17 protein-coding genes are annotated in these 17182 nt (G+C 44.6%); 15 read left to right on the top strand and 2 right to left on the bottom strand.

The features are described 5' to 3' along the window. Positions 1–774 carry a LytR/AlgR family response regulator transcription factor gene (locus tag IEW69_RS05355; protein ID WP_188625803.1) on the bottom strand — a complete coding sequence of 258 codons (774 nt, stop codon included), beginning with the start codon at positions 772–774 and terminating at the stop codon, positions 1–3. 141 nt (positions 775–915) lie between these two features. On the opposite strand from IEW69_RS05355, the gene IEW69_RS05360 reads away from it, so the two are divergent. Further along, positions 916–1647 (top strand): ferritin-like domain-containing protein, encoded by a 732-nt coding sequence (locus IEW69_RS05360; RefSeq protein ID WP_188625804.1) that lies wholly within the window; start codon positions 916–918, stop codon positions 1645–1647. Positions 1648–1658: 11 nt separating this feature from the next. Then, positions 1659–2501 (top strand): ferritin-like domain-containing protein, encoded by an 843-nt coding sequence (locus IEW69_RS05365; protein ID WP_188625805.1) that lies wholly within the window; start codon positions 1659–1661, stop codon positions 2499–2501. Positions 2502–2584: 83 nt separating this feature from the next. On the opposite strand, the gene mqnC is transcribed toward IEW69_RS05365, so the two are convergent. Further along, positions 2585–3709 carry a cyclic dehypoxanthinyl futalosine synthase gene (mqnC, locus tag IEW69_RS05370; protein ID WP_188625806.1) on the bottom strand — a complete coding sequence of 375 codons (1125 nt, stop codon included), beginning with the start codon at positions 3707–3709 and terminating at the stop codon, positions 2585–2587. Between the two features lie 99 nt (positions 3710–3808). On the opposite strand from mqnC, the gene IEW69_RS05375 reads away from it, so the two are divergent. The 13 genes from IEW69_RS05375 to IEW69_RS05435 all read left to right on the top strand — a co-directional run bounded on the left by IEW69_RS05375 (position 3809) and on the right by IEW69_RS05435 (position 17166). After that, on the top strand, positions 3809–5053 hold the full coding sequence (locus IEW69_RS05375) for a M16 family metallopeptidase (RefSeq protein WP_188625807.1): 1245 nt from the start codon (positions 3809–3811) through the stop codon (positions 5051–5053). Next, positions 5046–6323 carry a M16 family metallopeptidase gene (locus IEW69_RS05380; RefSeq protein ID WP_188625808.1) on the top strand — a complete coding sequence of 426 codons (1278 nt, stop codon included), beginning with the start codon at positions 5046–5048 and terminating at the stop codon, positions 6321–6323. The genes IEW69_RS05375 and IEW69_RS05380 overlap by 8 nt, the downstream gene beginning before the upstream one ends. Positions 6324–6328: 5 nt before the next feature. Next, a complete protein-coding gene (locus IEW69_RS05385; protein WP_188625809.1) occupies positions 6329–6784 on the top strand; it encodes a GNAT family N-acetyltransferase in 456 nt (151 codons plus the stop codon). A 106-nt stretch (positions 6785–6890) separates the two neighbouring features. After that, positions 6891–8360, top strand: coding sequence for an IMP dehydrogenase (guaB, locus tag IEW69_RS05390; protein ID WP_188625810.1), 1470 nt, complete (start codon positions 6891–6893; stop codon positions 8358–8360). A 151-nt stretch (positions 8361–8511) separates the two neighbouring features. Continuing rightward, positions 8512–9096: an LOG family protein gene (locus IEW69_RS05395; RefSeq protein WP_188625811.1), complete on the top strand. Its 585-nt coding sequence runs from the start codon at positions 8512–8514 to the stop codon at positions 9094–9096. 78 nt (positions 9097–9174) lie between these two features. Beyond that, a complete protein-coding gene (locus tag IEW69_RS05400; protein ID WP_188625812.1) occupies positions 9175–9945 on the top strand; it encodes a DUF1269 domain-containing protein in 771 nt (256 codons plus the stop codon). A gap of 11 nt (positions 9946–9956) precedes the next feature. Continuing rightward, positions 9957–10925: a peptide-methionine (S)-S-oxide reductase MsrA gene (msrA, locus tag IEW69_RS05405; RefSeq protein ID WP_188625813.1), complete on the top strand. Its 969-nt coding sequence runs from the start codon at positions 9957–9959 to the stop codon at positions 10923–10925. A 64-nt stretch (positions 10926–10989) separates the two neighbouring features. Beyond that, positions 10990–11313 (top strand): hypothetical protein, encoded by a 324-nt coding sequence (locus IEW69_RS05410; protein ID WP_188625814.1) that lies wholly within the window; start codon positions 10990–10992, stop codon positions 11311–11313. A 1-nt stretch (position 11314) separates the two neighbouring features. After that, positions 11315–11653, top strand: coding sequence for a hypothetical protein (locus tag IEW69_RS05415; protein WP_188625815.1), 339 nt, complete (start codon positions 11315–11317; stop codon positions 11651–11653). Beyond that, positions 11653–12786: a glutathionylspermidine synthase family protein gene (locus IEW69_RS05420; RefSeq protein WP_188625816.1), complete on the top strand. Its 1134-nt coding sequence runs from the start codon at positions 11653–11655 to the stop codon at positions 12784–12786. Before IEW69_RS05415 ends, IEW69_RS05420 begins: the two co-directional genes overlap by 1 nt. Positions 12787–12806: 20 nt before the next feature. After that, positions 12807–14456, top strand: coding sequence for a beta-N-acetylhexosaminidase (locus IEW69_RS05425; RefSeq protein WP_188625817.1), 1650 nt, complete (start codon positions 12807–12809; stop codon positions 14454–14456). 1 nt (position 14457) lies between these two features. Beyond that, the gene (gene mgrA, locus IEW69_RS05430; protein ID WP_188625818.1) at positions 14458–15447 is read left to right on the top strand and encodes an L-glyceraldehyde 3-phosphate reductase; all 990 of its coding nucleotides are present in this window, start codon (positions 14458–14460) and stop codon (positions 15445–15447) included. A gap of 90 nt (positions 15448–15537) precedes the next feature. Next, positions 15538–17166, top strand: coding sequence for an acyl-CoA carboxylase subunit beta (locus tag IEW69_RS05435; RefSeq protein ID WP_188625819.1), 1629 nt, complete (start codon positions 15538–15540; stop codon positions 17164–17166). Positions 17167–17182: the final 16 nt, after the last annotated feature.

Below are 17182 nucleotides of genomic sequence, written 5' to 3' on the forward strand. Positions count from 1 at the left end.
TTAGAGCTGTGTATAATTTCTCACCCTTTCCAGGAAGTCGCTTGCCCTTCTTCTGGAAACCGCGATGCGCTGTCCATTTTTTAGGGTAAGTTCCAGGCCATTCCTGGAATTATATTCCTGAAGGTAGTGTAAATTTACGATGCTGGACTTATGAACCCGTACGAACTCGCCTTCGGGCAGGATTTCTTCGTACTCTTTCAGCACTTTGGAAACGGTAATCTTCTCATCATCATGTAAATAGAATACAGAGTAGTTGCTGTCTGCTTCAATGTGTACGATTTGACTCAAATCAATTAGCGTGTATCCCTGGCCGTTCGGTAAACTAATTTTGCGAACATTTTTATGCGCTAAGTCTTGCTTAAAGTTCGAAAGTCTGCTGTTCGCAACTGGGTCATGCTGCTGTAGCGAAATGTATTTTACAGCTTTGTCTACCGTTTCTTTAAGTTCATCAATATCAATTGGTTTTAAAAGATAGTCTAGTGCGTTGGCTTTAATAGCTTTCAGTGCATACTGGTCATATGCAGTTGTGAATACCACATGTGCTTTATGCTGCTCAGCGGCACTAATTAGCTCGAAACCATTCTGACCAGGCATTGCGATGTCAAGAAAAATTAAATGTACCTGATCTTTTTGAAGGAGCGTTTTTGCTTCAGCGACTGACTTTGCTATTCCGGTGATATGCACCACTTTACAATTTTCCTGAAGCAAAAAATACAGGGAGGATCTTGCAAATTCCTCATCATCAACGATTATGGCATTAATTGTGCTAGTCATTCGAATTCGTTTGTGTTAATATACTAGAAATCAGCTGTGTAGCAGTGTGAAACTACTACACAATTTCTTTCTCAATGCCACGAAAAAGTTCATAAACATTCGTAGTTAATCTAAATTGCAAATTAATCAATCTACATTCCCATGAAGAATATAATACAAGAAGATCAAGATACTGCTCAGCAAACTGAGCGTATTTCAAGTTCAACCTTGCCTCGGCGTTCCTTCCTCCAGTTTGCGGGCGCGAGCGCAGTAGGGGTAGCATTAATGGCTGCCGGCTGTAGCAAAGATAAAGATTACGTTGGTCCGACGGACCCCATTGTACCTGGAGAAGACAAAGTTAATCTTGGATCGGGTGATACGGGGCTGTTAAATTTTGCGTATGCGCTTGAACAGCTGGAAGCTGCATTCTATACGAAAGTTGTGGAATCTCCATGGTCGGGTATAAATGCGACTGAAAAGGAGTACCTGATCGACATTCAGCTGCATGAAATTGCGCACCGTGAGCTATTGAGAAATGTTCTGGGTGATGGTAAGATCGGAAATCTGGCCTTCGATTTTAGTAAGGTAAATTTCGCTGACCGTTCATCTGTATTGGAGGCTGCTAAAGAAATGGAAGATATCGGTGTAGCGGCATATAACGGTGTAGCACCACTGTTAAAGTCTAAAGACTTCTTAACAGTTGCTGCGAAGATCGTTTCTGTAGAAGCCCGACATGCGGCATACATCCGCGAAACGATTAAACCAAACGACTTTACAGCCGGTGTTGTAGGATCTAATGGGCAGGAGCAGCCGCTTAAGCCAGCAGATGTGTTATCCCGTGTTAAAAAATACATCACTACTGAAATCAACGCTAGTAATTTACCAACAGCTTAAACAGAACGACAATGAATTTTTTAAATATACTTAATGAAATCGAAAAGGTTGACGGCGAGATCTATGAACGCATCAGCCCACGCAGAGCCGCAATGAAGGACTTCTTTAGCTTCGGTAAAAAAGTTGCTGCTGCTTCTGTACCACTTGCTGTGGGAACCATGTTCAAAAAGGCTTACGGACAGACTGCTAGTCCTGCGATTATAAATGCGCTAAACATTGGTCTTGCAATTGAGCACTTTTCAGCAGCATTCTATACAAGAGGTTTTAGTGAAGCTGCTTTTGGTAGCGGATCAACTGCAGCCGCAGATAAAGCAGCAATTGGAATCATCAGGGATCATGAATTGGGCCATGTTAAATTCTTACAGGATACGATCAAAGCTGCAGGTGGTACACCTGTAGGCGTGGGCTCATACGATTATACAGGAAACAAGGAGTTCTCTGAACCTTTTAAAAACTTCCGTAGTTTTCTTCAGATTGCACAAGGCCTTGAAGATACTGGCTTGCGCGCCACTAAGGGTGTTGCCGGAGATTTATTAGGCAGTCCATATCTGTCTGCTGCTTTGGGCATGCATGCTGTAGAAGCACGTCACTCGACCAAAATCAGGTTGATGCGCATCAGCAGGGGACAATCAGGAACTTTACAGCCCTGGATATCTTTAAATGACGAAACAGATGGCCGCTTAGGTCAAGGTGCTTATGCTGGTGAAGAAAACGTACAACAGGCGGGAAATACCATCACAGGTATCAATGGTAACTCAGCTGTTGATTCGGCGAGAGCTTCTGAAGCTTTCGATGAACCTATCACTGTAGCTGCACTAAGAACTGTTTTAGGGCAATTTAAAGTGAACATTTAATTTTAGCAAGAAACGAAAACGGCGGTCGATTTCTCGGCCGCCGTTTTTTTATATCATTAAGAAAAGGAAGTTTACTTGTTGTCCTAGTAAGTTATTACCTGTTCTTCCATTTCTTTTGGTAGTTCACGATAGTTATATTTCTGACCACGTAGCTGCGGGATAAATCCAGCTTCCATGATGGCTTCCTGAATACCTTTTGCCGTAAAACGGTGTGGCGCACCCGCTGCGGATACCACATTCTCCTCAATCATAATTGAGCCGAAATCATTGGCACCTGAATGCAGACACATCTGCGCTACGGACTTACCTACAGTAAGCCAGCTTGCCTGAATGTTCTTAATGTTCGGCAGCATGATACGACTTAATGCCAGCATCCGAATATATTCGTCACCAGACACGTTGTTGCTTATGCCGCGAAGGCGTTTAAGTAACGTGCCATCGTCTTGAAATGGCCATGGTATGAAAGCCAGAAAGCCATTGGCATCTGCAGGTTTTTCGGACTGTACCTCTCTAATCCATACCAGATGCTCAAAGCGCTCCTCGATGGTTTCCACATGCCCGAACATCATGGTGGCCGACGTGGTAATGTCCAGCTGATGCGCTGCCCGCATCACGTCCAACCATTCTTGTCCACCACACTTGCCTTTGGAAATCAACCTGCGGACACGGTCGTTCAGAATTTCTGCACCTGCACCAGGAAGAGAATCCATGCCTGCCGCCTTCAAGGCGCTCAGCACTTCTGTATGCGTCATGCCTTCGAGCTTCGCCACGTGTGCGATCTCTGGGGGGCCTAAAGCATGTAGCTTTAGATCCGGATAAAGTTCCTTTAGTTTCTTAAACAAATCGGCATAAAAACCGAGGCCCAGATCCGGATGGTGCCCACCTTGCAGGAGCAATTGATCACCGCCTAATCTAAAGGTTTCTTCAATCTTTTGCTTGTAGGTTTCGATATCCGTAATGTAGCTATCCTCATGACCGGGGCGTCTGAAAAAGTTACAGAACTTACAGTTCGCAATGCACACGTTTGTGGTATTTACATTCCGGTCGATTTGCCAGGTGACCTTCCCGCTAGGAACTTGTTTTTTACGCAGTTCGTTGGCAACATAGGCGAGTTCAGCTGTACCCGCATGATGATATAGAAAGACACCTTCTTCTTGTGATAAGAAGTCAAAATTCAAGGCCCGTTCCAGTAAATTGGCAGTATTCATAGGACAAATATACCATTACCTATGAGATTATTATTTCACAAGAATATCACATTTCCCCTGTCGCGAATAGCTATATTTGCCGGAACTTTTTTATATTTTATGGTAGATTTTAACCGTTTTACATTATCCAATGGCCTTCGGGTTTTGGTTCATGAAGATGATACAACACCAATGGCCGTGCTAAACATTCTTTATGATGTAGGCGCCAGAGACGAAGAGCCTGGGAAAACCGGGTTCGCCCATTTATTCGAACACCTCATGTTTGGAGGTTCTATTAATATTCCGAGTTACGATGAGCCCCTGCAAAGGGTAGGTGGAGAAAACAATGCTTTCACCAGTAACGACATCACGAACTATTACATCACCTTACCTGCAACAAACCTCGAAACTGCCTTCTGGTTGGAAAGCGACCGGATGCTTAGTCTGGCCTTTTCAGAGAAGAGTCTGGAAACGCAGCGTAATGTAGTATGTGAGGAGTTTAAACAACGCTACTTGAATCAGCCTTATGGTGACGTATGGTTGAAACTTCGGCCTTTAGCTTACCAGGTTCACCCTTACAAATGGGCAACCATCGGCCAGGATCTGGCGCAGATTGAACATGCCAGGATGGAGGATGTGAAAGCATTTTTCAATAAACACTACAATCCAAGCAATGCCATTATGGTTGTTGGGGGTAATGTGAAAACAGAAGAGGTGCGACAGCTTGCGGAGAAATGGTTTGCACCGATACCTTCAGGTAATAAGTATGTGAGAAACCTTCCCGTAGAGCCTGAACAAAGCGCTCCAAGGAAGGAAATCGTTTACGCTGATGTGCCTTTAAATGCGATATACATGGCATTTAAAATGCCGGCTCGACGAGATCCTGCTTATCAAACCTTCGACTTAATGTCGGATGTATTATCGCAAGGGCAGTCATCGCGTTTGTACAACAGCCTCTTAAAGGAACAGCAGCTTTTTAGCGACATACACGCTTACATCACCAGTAGCATGGATGAAGGTTTGTTTGTGATTGAAGGCAAGTTGATCGAAGGCGTTACAGTACAGGAAGCAGAAGCGGCAGTTTGGAAGGAACTGGAATTCATTAAAACGACGCGGGTTACGGATGAAGAAATCACCAAGGTGAAAAATAAGTCAGAATCCATTATGGTCTTTGCAGAGCTCAGCCTGCTTGACAAAGCGATGAACCTTGCTTATTATGAACTATTGGGAGATGCAGATTGGCTGAACGCAGAGATTGACAAGTACCTGGCTGTAACGCCGGAGAAGATTCAGGAAGCGGCACAGGCAACTTTCCATCCAGACAAATGTTCCACATTGTATTATTTGATCAAAAAAGATGCTTAATAGAACGCTAACACCTGAATTCAGACAGGTTAATGATATAAACTTTCTCGCTCCAGTACACCAGCAGTTAGATAACGGTATTCCAGTTTTCACCATTAATGCCGGGCAACAACCACTTGTAAGAATAGAATTTATTTTTGAAAACGTCAATTTCGATGCAAATAAGCCCCTTCAAGCGATAGCGGTGAACCAGCTGATTAACAATGGTACGCCAACGCTCAGCGCTAAGGAAATTGCTGAACAGGTTGACTACTATGGTGCTTTTCTACAAACAGAATATGGCGCGGACCAAAGCAGTGTCCGTGTTTATACGCTAAATAAACATCTTGCGGCTGTTTTGCCGATTTTGAAATCCATCATCACGGAGAGCATCTTTCCGCAACAGGAGCTTGCCATCTTTGTGCAAAATCAGAAGCAATCGCTTCAGGTGAACATGCAAAAGAACGACTACCTTGCCCGTAAGCATTTTGCCAATGAGATATTCGGTGACACAAGCTACGGTTCTGATATCGAGCCATCGCACTATGACGCTATCCAACGTCAGGATTTACTTGAATATTTTAAATCGGCTTATAAGCGTGAGAACTGCACGATTTTCGCCGCAGGTAAATTTGACGATGATGCCTTCAAACAACTGAATTTGAATTTCGGAGGCAGCTGGGGAGAATCGACACCATCGAAGTTGAATGTTTTCAACTTCAAACTCAATGACAGAAAGCACATTTTTATAGATCGTCCGGATGCGGTGCAATCGGCAATTCGCATGGGACGGTTGGCGATTAATCGCAGCCACCCAGACTTTCCGGGATTTCAGGTGCTAAATACCTTACTTGGTGGTTATTTTGGCTCCAGGCTGATGGCAAACATTCGTGAGGATAAAGGGTATACCTATGGCATCGGTTCCGCTGTCGTTTCTTTACGTGATGCCGGGTATTTCTTCATTGCGACTGAGGTTGGTGCAGAAGTTTGTAATGACGCCATCAACGAGATTACGCTTGAAATTGAACTGCTTAAAAACCAGCTTGTGGAAACACAAGAACTCGATCTGGTTCGTAACTATATGTTAGGTGCCATGTTGGGTAGCCTTGAGAATGCCTTTTCTCACGCTGACAAGTTTAAAAATCTATATTTCTCGAAGCTGGATTACGGTTACTATGATCGTTACATAAACATAGTAAAGACAATAACACCGGATGAAATTATTACCCTGGCAAATAACTATCTAAAATTGGAACATTTCACCAGTGTAGTTGTTGGTAAACAAATTTAATATATATGCCGCACTTAGATAAAGATAAACTTGTCTTTACTTTTAATCCAAACCTTGACAATATAGACTGGACGCACATCTGTTCGATGTTCTATAACGTTAACTGGCGCACCCGTGTTGAAGAGGAGATCAAACTTGCTTTTAGTAACAGCAGCATTACGCTTTTCGTTTACTATGAGGAGCAGATCATTGCCTTCGGGAGAACCATTGATGATGGTCGTTATTACGCTCAACTTGGTGACATTATTGTTGACCCTGCCTATCAGGGTTTGGGACTAGGCAAAAGTCTGGTTACTAAAATCAATGAAAAACTTGAAAACTATCACTTTGTGACTTTGACAGCAGCACCTGGCAAGGGCGACTTTTACACGAGCCTGGGCTGGAAAAAGCAAACGACTGCATTTATCTGGCCTCAAGGTCCGAAACAATTGCGTCAACATACAGAGCCTGAAACTGAATAATTGTCAGTTTCAGGTTAAAAGACCAGGTATATAGCTTGCGCCCTTGTGTATTCTCTAATATTAATGTAGTTTTGCCCGGCAAATAATAACTCCTAAATTATTTGCTATGCAACTCGACCCCCAAAAATTTATTGCAGAAGGACTGACTTACGACGACGTGTTGTTGGTACCCGCATATTCCGAAGTGCTTCCACGTGACGTGGACACGCAAACATATTTAACTAAGAAAATACGCCTTAACGTTCCTGTTGTTTCTGCTGCCATGGACACGGTGACGGAATCTAATCTCGCTATCGCAATTGCACAAGCAGGTGGCATTGGCATGCTTCATAAGAACATGAGCATTGAGCGTCAGGCTGACGAGGTTCGCAAAGTGAAGCGGTCGGAAAGCGGCATGATCCAGGATCCGGTAACTTTGAGCAAGGATGCTAAAGTTGCTGATGCTTTTCAGATCATGAATAAATATAGAATTGGTGGTATACCGGTTATTGATGCGGACCGCAAGTTGGTTGGGATCATCACTAATCGTGATCTAAGATTTCAGAAAAACATGCAGCGTCCCATCTCTGAGGTGATGACAAAGGAAAACCTGATCACTGCAGCGGAGGGTACAACTTTATTTCAAGCTGAAGAAATTCTTCAGGATTATAAAATAGAAAAACTGCCGGTTGTTGATAAGGAGGGGCGTCTGGCTGGGTTAATTACCTTCAAAGACATCCAGAAATTCAAGAATTTCCCTAAAGCATGCAAAGATGAGCATGGCCGACTTCGGGTTGGTGCGGCAGTTGGTGTTGCAGCTGACAACATTGACCGCGTTGCTGCATTGGTGCAAGCCGGTGTGGATGTCGTTACAGTTGATACTGCGCATGGGCATTCAAAAGGCGTAATCGACATGGTTGTTGCCATCAAGAAACGTTTTCCTGATCTTCAGGTAATTGCCGGGAATATTGCAACGGCTGATGCTGCGCGGGCTTTGGCTGAAGCAGGTGCTGATGCCGTTAAAGTCGGAATTGGTCCAGGCTCAATCTGTACGACCCGTATCATTGCAGGTGTTGGTGTACCTCAACTTTATGCCGTTTACGAATGCGCGCAAGCGCTTAAAGGAACTGGTATTCCTGTAATTGCAGATGGTGGTATTAAGCAAACCGGTGATATTGTGAAGGCAATTGCTGCTGGTGCAAGTACCATCATGGCAGGCTCATTGTTTGCTGGTGTTGAGGAATCACCAGGTGAGACCATCATCTATGAAGGACGTAAATTTAAGTCTTACCGTGGTATGGGTTCTGTAGAAGCCATGCAACAAGGATCTAAGGACCGTTATTTTCAGGATGAGGAAGATGTGGTAACGAAACTTGTTCCGGAAGGCATCGTAGGGCGTGTACCCTATAAAGGAACCCTGGGTGAGGTGATCTATCAATACATCGGTGGATTACGTGCCGGCATGCATTACTGCGGTGCCGCAACGATTGAGGCACTTCAAAATGCTAAATTTGTTCGTATCACTGCTGCCGGTATGCGTGAAAGTCACCCACATGATGTTTCCATTACTAAAGAAGCACCGAATTACTCACGATAGTAACTATACGGTCGCCCACAGGGCCACGCTAATATATAAGTATATGAAGCCCCAATATGGCAATTGCCACATGGGGCTTTTTTGTTTCTGCAAGGAACTTCTTTTCTGAGAAGCTTTCCAATAGCTATATTCGTTATTAAGTGAAAAATTTATGAAATCAATTTGTGTTTACTGTGGTGCCAACTTTAATGGTGATCCCTTACTTAAGGCGGCTGTCGAGAAGCTAACGGCAGAGATGGCAAGTCGTGGCATTCGCCTGATTTATGGTGGTGGTAGTGTTGGGGTTATGGGCTTGATTGCAGACGGCATGCTAAGGCATGGCGGTGAAGTGATGGGCATCATTCCTCAGTTTCTGATGGACAAAGAAGTGGGACATAAGGGTTTAACCGAGATGGTTGTTACGACCAATATGCACGAGCGTAAGCAGCGGATGGCTGACCTTGCTGATGGCTTTATGATCCTTCCGGGCGGCTTTGGAACGCTGGAAGAGTTCTTTGAAGTACTAACCTGGCTTCAGCTTGGCCTTCACAACAAGGCTATTGGCGTGTTAAATTTAGGTGGGTACTATGATCACCTGTTCGCGCAGATGGACGTTATGGTAGCGCAACGCTACCTGAAAAAGACAAACCGTGATCTGGTGTTTAATGAGCAGGATCCGCTGGAACTGCTGGAGAAAATGATGCATTTTTCTGCAACACCTGATGAGGTGTGGTTCAAGGATAGGAACCTAACCTAGGCATACAAAGTGGTGGCCTCGAAAACTTACTTCCGTAAAAATTGTATTTAATGTATTATTAAAACAATTGTTAATACCATGGAAAAGATGATTCAAGCCGTATTCAACTCAGAAGTTGAGGCTTTCAAAGGCTTACAAGCCATTCAGCAACTTGGCAATAATAAGGATATTTCTGTTGGGGAAACCTATATACTGACAAAAGATGCGGAGGGGAAAACTTCCATTCGGTCGGCTAAAGATAGCGATGCCGGATCTGGTACGCTTGGTGGTGGGGTGCTTGGTGGATTAATCGGGCTGCTCGCCGGACCACTAGGATTATTGGTCGGTGTTGCCGGCGGGATGATCGCCGGATCTGCTTCTGAAACCCTGCGTGCTGAAAATGTTTCGGACTACCTGGATGCTGTCGCGGCGAATGTACCTAATGGCCGGTCGGTACTGGTTGCGCATATTTGGGAGGACTGGGAAGTGCCTTTGAATACAGCAATGCTTTCGCTTACAAGTGATCTAAGCAGATACAATCTGGACGAACAGGTGTATGTTCCGGCGCACTCTGAACTCACTAAAGTTGGAGAGGACATCAAAGCAGCAGAAACGAAATATCTCGAGGCCGATGGCGCAACAAAGGCGGATTGGAACAACACCTTACAGGAGTTAAGAACAAAACGTGAGAACTTGCAACGTAAGTTAAACATCAATGTTGATCATCAGGAACAGCAATATCAAGCCTGGATAGATCATCATACGGAAGAACTTGAGCAGGATGAGGAGATGAAGGAAAGGCTGCGCCACCGCGCTGCTGCACAAAGGGCCAGGTTGGAAGCGTTGAAAAAGAACCGGTCTGAATACTAAAGATCCGACTGATGTTAAAATATATAGATGTCCTCAAGTTTGTAAACCATGGCAACCCTGTAGCCAGACAAAGGGTTGTGAAAACGCCTGAGGAATGGCGTGCAGTATTAAGCCCGGAGGTTTATGAGGTAACCCGGCTGAAGGGTACGGAACGTGCATATAGCGCAGCGATGTGCAGCTCATTCGAGCCCGGTCTATACGCTTGTGCCTGTTGTGGCACCCTGTTGTTCGACGGGCGCGAGAAGTTCGATTCCGGCACCGGCTGGCCATCTTTTACACAGCCTATTGAACCGGGTGCTATCGCCTATGAAAATGATAGAAGTTACGGTATGCGCCGCATTGAGGCGCTATGTAGTACCTGTGATGCCCACCTGGGTCACGTGTTCCCAGATGGTCCGCCTCCAAGTGGATTAAGGTATTGCATGAATGCGCTCTCCTTGAATAAAATAGAAACACCATTTGAGAAAGCTGTTCTGGGGGGTGGGTGCTTCTGGTGTACAGAAGCCATTTTTAAGGAACTGAAGGGCGTTGAAACCGTTGAAAGTGGCTTTAGTGGTGGTGCAATTGCAAATCCCACATACCGGGAAGTTTGTTCAGGGAGAACCGGCCACGCGGAAGTGGTGCAGGTGACTTTTAATCCGGCAGAAATAACCTATGAAGATCTGTTAAGAATCCATTTAAGCACGCATAATCCGACAACGCCCAACCAGCAGGGTGCAGATGTGGGGACGCAGTACAGAAGTATTATACTGGTAAGTAACAATGATCAAAGGCGCAGTGCCGAAAAGGTACTTGCTGAAATGCAGGCCATATTTGACCGCCCAATTGTTACGGAGATCAAGCAGCTTGAAGCATTTTACCTTGCGGAATCAGAACACCAGGACTTTTATTTGAAGCATCCTGAGGAGGGCTATTGTCAGGCGGTCATTGATCCGAAACTGGCAAAGTTCAGGATGTTATTCGCCACATCAAGGAAATAAAGGGCTATAGATGTTGATTATTTGGCTGGGAAAATCATTATTTTAGGCCAAATAATCAATATCAATGAAAAATGGATTGTGGTTCTCCTTGTTGTCAGCGCTTGTTTTACTGAGCTGTCAACAGCAGAATGATGAAGATAAAGTAAAAGAGGTCGACAAGGATGGTGCTGTGGAGATGAAGGTCGAAATAAACCATCTTGACTCCGCACGTGATGTCATGAAAACGGAAAAGATTTTCTGGGTAAAAGGCCAACAGGAAAAAACCGTTATTGATTTAGATACGGTACCTGCCTTAGGTACTTCGACTGAAGTTGTTAAAACCAGTTCCGGTGATGACACGACAGCAACGATTCAGAAAAATTACAAAATATTTATTACGGTGAAGTAGCATGAAGAAATCTAAATATGTGACGCTTGTTTTGATCACATCCGCGTTAGCTGCATGCAATAAGTCGGAACCAACTGAACCCAATTGGGACAGTAATGAAGTTTATATGCGCTCGGATTCAACAGCTTCTTACACGCATACTCAAGGTTCATATTTACCTTTATTCCTTTGGTACTATGCATTCAGGCCATACGGGATGTTTGGCGCAAATGGCTTCAGGCATGCGGGCTACTATTCAGGTGCATTAAGCAGGAGTTCAAACATCGGCAGTTCAGCAGCGAAGAGCAAAGCCCTTCGTGGTGGCTTCGGAGGTTCCCGGTCTTTCAAGGTTGGTGCCTGATGAAGCGTGTATCCATAACGGCTAGAAATAACTGGCAAGCTGCTGTTGAGCAACTTGGCTTCGGCTTTCATACCGATGATGTTCCTTATTGGAAGGAAGACGCGTATTATCAGCTGAGCAGCGCGGAGATCGCCGAACTTGAAAAAGCCACAAAGGAGTTGTGGCGCATGTGTTTGATTGCTGTTCAACATGTAATTGACCATAAGTTATATCCGCTGTTTTCTATACCTGAGCAAGCAATTAAGTACATTGAACACAGCTGGGAAGCAGATGAGCCCTCCATTTACGGACGCTTTGATCTTGGTTATAATGGATCGGAAATCAAGCTGTTTGAGTTCAATGCAGATACCCCAACATCATTGTTTGAAGCCGGGATTGTACAATGGTTCTGGCTGCAGGATTATGAGAAAAGCGCTGACCAGTTTAATTTAATTCATGAACAGTTAATCGCTTACTGGAAGCACCTGCAGCCTTATCTTCATGATGGTCCGCTGCACTTTGCCTGTATCAAGGGATCACTGGAGGATCTGACAACGGTGGAATACCTGCGCGATTGTGCCATTCAGGCTGGACTTGATACCAGGTTGATTTTCATGGATGATATTGGTTGGGATGATGCCAGCGGTACATTTGTAGACATGGAAGACCAGACCATTCGTAACATTTTCAAACTATATCCATGGGAGTGGATGGTTGAGGAGCCTTTCTTCGAGAAGCTGCTCCTGAAGACAGATATACGTTGGATTGAGCCCGCATGGAAAATGATCTTGTCGAATAAAGCGATTCTTCCAATTCTGTGGGAGTTATTTCCGGAGTCCCCGTATTTGCTCGAAGCTTATACAGAGGCGGAAAATACTTTAACGAACTATGTGCGAAAACCAATATTAAGTCGCGAGGGTGCCAACATCCAGATCATTCGCAACGGCTATGTGGAGGCGCAGACCAAAGGGGAATATGGTGCTGAGGGTTTCATCTGCCAGGCTCATTTTGACGTCCCAAAATACACCGGAAAGACTGCTGTAATCGGTTCCTGGGTAATCGGGCAGGAGGCCGCGGGCATCGGAATACGGGAAAGCAGCGGCGTGATAACTGAAAATACTTCGAACTTTATACCACATCTAATCAAAAACTAAAAAACAAACCAAATATGAACATGAAAAAAGCAATAGGTATGCTCCTGTTAATGGGAAGCTTTATCGTCGCTAAGGCGCAGGTGGAGATCATTCCAATGCCTGCAGAAATGACCACTCAGCAAGGCACATTTGTCATCAATTCGAAAACAAAACTGATTGTTAAGGATGCCCAGGCGCAAACTTCCGCGACATTCTTGAATGAATTTCTTCGTGATATTTACGGATTTCAACTGGCGACAAGCAAAGTTGCGACACCAAACGCCATTTCGCTCAGTGTCAATAAAGGGATGTCCAACACTTTGGGTGCATATAAGTTCGGATCATCCAAGACTGGTGTAGAAATAACAGGTGCAAACCCTGAAGGTGTTTTCTACGGCGTTCAAACGCTTATACAGCTCCTGCCGGTAGAGAAAGCTAGCGCTTTGTCCATTCCTTTAGTACAAGTAAAGGATGAGCCTAGATTTGGCTACCGCGGCATGCACCTGGATGTTGGAAGACACTTCTTCCCTGTTTCTTACATCAAGAAATACATCGACTATATCGCGATGCATAAAATGAATTATTTTCATTGGCATTTGACAGAAGATCAGGGCTGGCGCATTGAAATCAAGAAATATCCAAAATTAACTAGCGTTGGTGGCTATAGAAACGGGACCATTATTGGTCGTTTCCCGGGCACTGGCAATGACAATCAAAAATACGGCGGTTTTTACACGCAGGAAGAGGTAAAAGAGGTTGTGCGTTATGCGCAGACCAGATATGTAACCATTATACCAGAAATTGAAATGCCTGGTCACGCCTCTGCGGCAATTGCAGCTTATCCGGAATTGAGCACTTTCCCAGAAGAGTCTACCAAGTTCCCTCCAAAAACAGTATGGGCTGGTCCGACGACTGGTAAGCAGGTTCAGCAGACCTGGGGTGTGTTTGAAGACGTTTTCAGTCCTTCAGAGAAGACCTTTAAATTTCTTGAAGACGTTATTGATGAAGTAGTGGCATTGTTTCCAGCGCCCTACATACATATCGGTGGTGATGAGAGTCCAAAAGAAAACTGGAAGCGTTCAGCATTCTGTCAGCAGCTGATCAAAGAAAAAGGCCTTAAAGATGAGCATGAATTGCAAAGCTATTTCATACAAAGGATGGAAAAATACATCAACGCTAAAGGCAAGAAAATCATCGGGTGGGATGAAATCCTGGAAGGCGGATTGGCTCCAAATGCAACCGTAATGAGCTGGAGAGGTGAAAAGGGTGGAATTGAAGCAGCAAAACAGAAGCACGATGTGATCATGACCCCAACTACTTACGTTTATTTTGATTATTCACAGACCAAGAAAGAAGATTCTGTAACCATCGGTGGTTATATTCCCCTTAAAAAGGTTTACAACTACGAGCCTATACCAGGTGAATTGGCTGCAGATGAGCACAAATATGTTTTAGGCGCGCAAGCGAATCTATGGACAGAATATGTTAAAAACGCTAAAAAACTAGAGTACATGATTTTCCCACGCATGACTGCATTGAGCGAAGTGCTTTGGAGCAAAAAGGAGCATAAGGATTGGGATAATTTTCAGCCAAGATTGAAGCGCCAGCTTAAACGTTATGACTTGTGGAAAATAAACTATAGCACTGAAGAGTGGAACCCAAAGACTGAAGAAGCGTCAAGCACAAAATAATATGACTTACACGGCATCACCAGACAGATATAAACAAATGGAGTACCGCAGATGCGGTAAGAGTGGAATTAAGTTGCCTTTAATTTCATTGGGATTATGGCATAATTTCGGGGACGTAGATGTCCCCGAAAATTATAGAAAGATCCTTCAACTGGCATTCGACAGCGGCATTACACATTTCGATTTAGCGAATAATTACGGTCCACCATATGGTACTGCGGAAAGTAATTTTGGAAAGCTCTTAAAGCAAGACTTCCTACCTTATCGCGACGAGCTAATTATTTCCACGAAAGCCGGATACGACATGTGGGCAGGGCCTTACGGTGATTTTGGATCTAAGAAATACCTCACGGCGAGTTTAGACCAGAGTCTGAAGCGGATGGGCTTGGACTATGTTGATATCTTTTACCATCATCGTCCGGATCCGGAGACGCCACTAGAAGAAACAATGGGTGCACTTGATTTATTTGTGCGACAAGGCAAGGCGTTATATGTGGGCATCTCAAACTATCCTGCAGATCTTGCCGCCCGGGCATTCGACATTTTAAATGATCTGGGTACGCCATGCTTGATACATCAACCGAAGTATTCCATGATGGAACGCTGGGTAGAAGGCGGATTGTTGAACTTGCTGGAGGAGCGGGGTGTGGGCTGTATTCCATTTTCGCCACTTGCACAGGGTCTTCTGACGGACAAGTACCTGAACAACATTCCGGACGATTCAAGAGCGGCAAAAGCTAGCGGACATCTACAAACAAATGAGATTACGGCTGATAAAGTGCAGCAAGTAAGAAAGTTGAATGATATTGCCTCATCAAGAGGACAATCTTTAGCGCAGATGGCTTTATCATGGTTGTTAAAAGATCCGCGTGTGACTTCCGTGTTGGTCGGTGCGAGTAGGCCGGAGCAGCTGGCGGATTCGCTGAAATGCCTGGAGCGGCTTGATTTCACTCCGGAAGAATTGGTCCGCATAGAAGAAATACTCCGCTAAGGTATACATAGCCCTGCCGATATAATTAAGGGCTATACCAAAACCCAAATCAGACTATAGTTTGATGTAATTAAGCCATACCTTGCCTAAATGAACATAGAATTCAATAAGAACGAAGATATCAACAAGCAACTTGCATTTCATGTTAAAAGCAGGTTGAAACAAATATACAAAGGCGGCGGGGAGAAAAGTGCAGCCAAGCAGAAGGAGAAAGGCAAGCTGCTGGCTCGCGAACGCATAGATTACCTCATCGATGACAATAGTGACTTTTTAGAAATTGGTGCTTTTGCAGCTGAAGGCATGTACGAAGCCCAAGGTGGTTGTCCATCTGCAGGCGTGGTCTGTGGCATCGGGTATGTTTCTGGCCGACAGTGCATGATTGTTGCGAATGATGCTACTGTAAAGGCTGGTGCCTGGTTCCCGATGACCGCAAAGAAAAACTTGCGTGCACAGGAAATTGCGATGGAAAATCGCCTTCCGGTTATCTACCTGGTAGACAGTGCTGGTGTGTATTTGCCTATGCAGGATGAAATTTTCCCTGATAAGGAACACTTCGGGCGCATGTTCAGAAACAATGCGATGATGTCTGCTGAGGGCATTGTTCAGATTTCAGCGATTATGGGTTCTTGTGTAGCAGGGGGTGCTTATCTGCCCATCATGAGTGATGAAGCCATGATTGTTGAAGGCACGGGTTCTGTTTTCCTTGCAGGTTCTTACCTGGTAAAATCGGCAATTGGTGAGGACATAGATAATGAAACATTGGGTGGTGCCACAACGCACTGTGAGATCTCAGGTGTTACCGACTACAAGCACCCGAATGATCAGGCCTGTTTAGATAGTATCAAGAAGATCATGAGCATGTTAGGTGCACCGGAGCATGCGGGCTTTGATCGCATTAAGCCTGCGATGCCGAAAGCTGATCCAAAAGAGCTTTATGGAATTCTTCCTGAAAACAGGGAGAAGCCTTACGAGATGCTGGATATTATCCATCGTCTAGTTGATGACTCAGAGTTTGAAGAATACAAGCAGTTGTATGGACAAAGCATTGTATGCGGGCTTGGCCGGATTGATGGCTGGGCAGTGGGCATCGTTGCCAATCAACGTAAAGTAGTAAAATCTAAGAAAGGAGAAATGCAGTTTGGAGGGGTAATCTACTCAGACAGTGCTGATAAAGCAGCAAGGTTTATCATGAACTGCAATCAAAAGAAGATTCCGCTGGTCTTCTTACAAGATGTTACTGGCTTTATGGTTGGTAGCAGGTCGGAACATGCTGGAATTATTAAGGATGGAGCAAAAATGGTTAATGCAGTTGCAAACTCCGTGGTGCCTAAGTTTACCATCATTATTGGGAATTCATATGGTGCTGGCAATTATGCCATGTGCGGAAAAGCATACGACCCGAGGCTAATTTATGCCTGGCCAAGTGCTAAGATTGCGGTGATGGGTGGCGCTCAGGCGGCAAAAACATTATTACAAATTCAAGTCGCTTCGTTAAAAGCCAAGGGCGAAACAATTACGCCAGAGAAAGAGGCTGAATTATTGCGGGAGACCACAGATCGCTACAATAGTCAGACTACGCCATTTTATGCGGCTTCGAGGCTGTGGGTAGACGGCATTATTGACCCGCTGGAAACAAGAGAGGTAATTTCAATGGGCATTGAAGCAGCTAATCAGTCGCCTATTAAAAAGGCCTTTAATGTAGGGATCATCCAAACTTAGTAGCTTACTGAACATT

Origin of the sequence: Pedobacter quisquiliarum (assembly GCF_014642175.1) — a bacterium.
Classification (GTDB): Bacteria; Bacteroidota; Bacteroidia; order Sphingobacteriales; family Sphingobacteriaceae; genus Pedobacter; species Pedobacter quisquiliarum.

Bases quoted from the DNA above. Each gene is read 5' to 3' on its own strand.
- mgrA (WP_188625818.1), top strand. From the start codon at position 14,458: ATGACTTACACGGCATCACCAGACAGATATAAACAAATGGAGTACCGC.
- IEW69_RS05415 (WP_188625815.1), top strand. From the start codon at position 11,315: ATGAAGAAATCTAAATATGTGACGCTTGTTTTGATCACATCCGCGTTA.
- IEW69_RS05420 (WP_188625816.1), top strand. From the start codon at position 11,653: ATGAAGCGTGTATCCATAACGGCTAGAAATAACTGGCAAGCTGCTGTT.
- IEW69_RS05375 (WP_188625807.1), top strand. From the start codon at position 3,809: ATGGTAGATTTTAACCGTTTTACATTATCCAATGGCCTTCGGGTTTTG.
- IEW69_RS05385 (WP_188625809.1), top strand. From the start codon at position 6,329: ATGCCGCACTTAGATAAAGATAAACTTGTCTTTACTTTTAATCCAAAC.
- IEW69_RS05410 (WP_188625814.1), top strand. From the start codon at position 10,990: ATGAAAAATGGATTGTGGTTCTCCTTGTTGTCAGCGCTTGTTTTACTG.
- IEW69_RS05365 (WP_188625805.1), top strand. From the start codon at position 1,659: ATGAATTTTTTAAATATACTTAATGAAATCGAAAAGGTTGACGGCGAG.
- msrA (WP_188625813.1), top strand. From the start codon at position 9,957: ATGTTAAAATATATAGATGTCCTCAAGTTTGTAAACCATGGCAACCCT.
- IEW69_RS05435 (WP_188625819.1), top strand. From the start codon at position 15,538: ATGAACATAGAATTCAATAAGAACGAAGATATCAACAAGCAACTTGCA.
- guaB (WP_188625810.1), top strand. From the start codon at position 6,891: ATGCAACTCGACCCCCAAAAATTTATTGCAGAAGGACTGACTTACGAC.
- IEW69_RS05360 (WP_188625804.1), top strand. From the start codon at position 916: ATGAAGAATATAATACAAGAAGATCAAGATACTGCTCAGCAAACTGAG.
- IEW69_RS05395 (WP_188625811.1), top strand. From the start codon at position 8,512: ATGAAATCAATTTGTGTTTACTGTGGTGCCAACTTTAATGGTGATCCC.
- IEW69_RS05400 (WP_188625812.1), top strand. From the start codon at position 9,175: ATGGAAAAGATGATTCAAGCCGTATTCAACTCAGAAGTTGAGGCTTTC.
- mqnC (WP_188625806.1), bottom strand. From the start codon at position 3,709: ATGAATACTGCCAATTTACTGGAACGGGCCTTGAATTTTGACTTCTTA.
- IEW69_RS05380 (WP_188625808.1), top strand. From the start codon at position 5,046: ATGCTTAATAGAACGCTAACACCTGAATTCAGACAGGTTAATGATATA.
- IEW69_RS05355 (WP_188625803.1), bottom strand. From the start codon at position 774: ATGACTAGCACAATTAATGCCATAATCGTTGATGATGAGGAATTTGCA.
- IEW69_RS05425 (WP_188625817.1), top strand. From the start codon at position 12,807: ATGAAAAAAGCAATAGGTATGCTCCTGTTAATGGGAAGCTTTATCGTC.